Origin of the sequence: Micromonospora sp. NPDC051227 (genome assembly GCF_044455385.1) — a bacterium.
In the GTDB taxonomy this organism is placed as follows: domain Bacteria; phylum Actinomycetota; class Actinomycetes; order Mycobacteriales; family Micromonosporaceae; genus Micromonospora.
This window is the reverse complement of the sequence record NZ_JBITET010000032.1, coordinates 1-1,073: the sequence shown is the minus strand read 5'-3', so window position 1 is coordinate 1,073 and position 1,073 is coordinate 1. Positions and strand designations below refer to the sequence as shown.

Here is a 1,073-nt window from a genome sequence, read left to right as displayed (position 1 = left end):
TAGGCGATGTAGGCCGGGCCGTCGTTGCCCTCGGCCTGGTAGCCGTGGTGGGACCGCTCGGTGCGGGTGGTCTCCGCGACGGTCCAGGCGTGGTACTTGGTCCACACTGTGGCGCCCGCGAGCCGTTCGGGCCAGGTCTGGCCGTTGGAGGTGGTTTTGGTGAGGGTCTTCTCGGTGGCGTAGTTAGCGATCGAGTTGATCCAGTTCTCGGCGCCGACCATCTGGTTCTCCCGGCCGAGACCCACGACGAACCCCTGCAGCGCCTCGGCGTTGCTCAGTTCCCACAGCGCCTCCTCGGAGAAGTTCAGCAGGTCGTGCCAGTACTCACGCACGACCTCGACGTCCTCGCGGGTGCCCCAACGGGAGATGTGACCACCGATCAGGGCCTTGAAGTCGTACGACAGGATGTCGTCGTGGGCCTGGTAGAACCCGCTGATGTTCTCCGACACGTCCGCGTGCGCGAACGTCACCGATCCGGGGCTCACGATGTCGATCTTCGTGAGGACCTTCTGCGCGGGCCCGTAGATGTAGATGTTGCCCGGGCAGTGGTCGGCGCCCTTGTAGGACAGCTCCAGCTTGGTGCCGCCCACCTCGAGGGTCGCGTCCTTGCTGAACGTCTCGGTCGGCAGCGGACGGTACTTGTCGGGGAAGCGGGCCAACAACTCGCGGGTGATGTCATGCGCGACGATCTTCACCTTGGGGCCGAACTGGGACGCCGCGCCGATGTGATCGGAGTGCCAGTGGCTGTAGACCAGGTGCGTGACAGGCTCCTTGGTCACTGACCTGATCGCCGCCTGCATGTTCTCGCCCAGTCCCGGCGGGGCGTCGATCACAATCACGCCGTCGCCGGTCACCACGAAGCCCGCGTCATAGCCGGCAGGGCTGGTGACCCAGTAGAAGTTGCCGCCGTCGCCCACGTTCTCGGCGTGCCATCCCTTCTCGTAGAAGGACGGGTTGTTGAGGTACTCGGGCATGAACTGGTTCGGAGACGGAGCGTTGCCCTCGACCACGGCCTTCGGGAAGCCCCACTTGCTTGGATAGAAATCGCCGTACTTGCTCGCCATGTCTTGCCT

General features: G+C 64.7%; 1 protein-coding gene. It reads right to left on the bottom strand.

Features of this window, described 5'->3' with window-relative positions:
• The coding region (locus ACIA47_RS32490) for an MBL fold metallo-hydrolase (RefSeq protein ID WP_396712271.1) at positions 1-1,064 on the bottom strand (1,064 nt) is incomplete at its 3' end.
• Positions 1,065-1,073 lie beyond the last annotated feature (9 nt).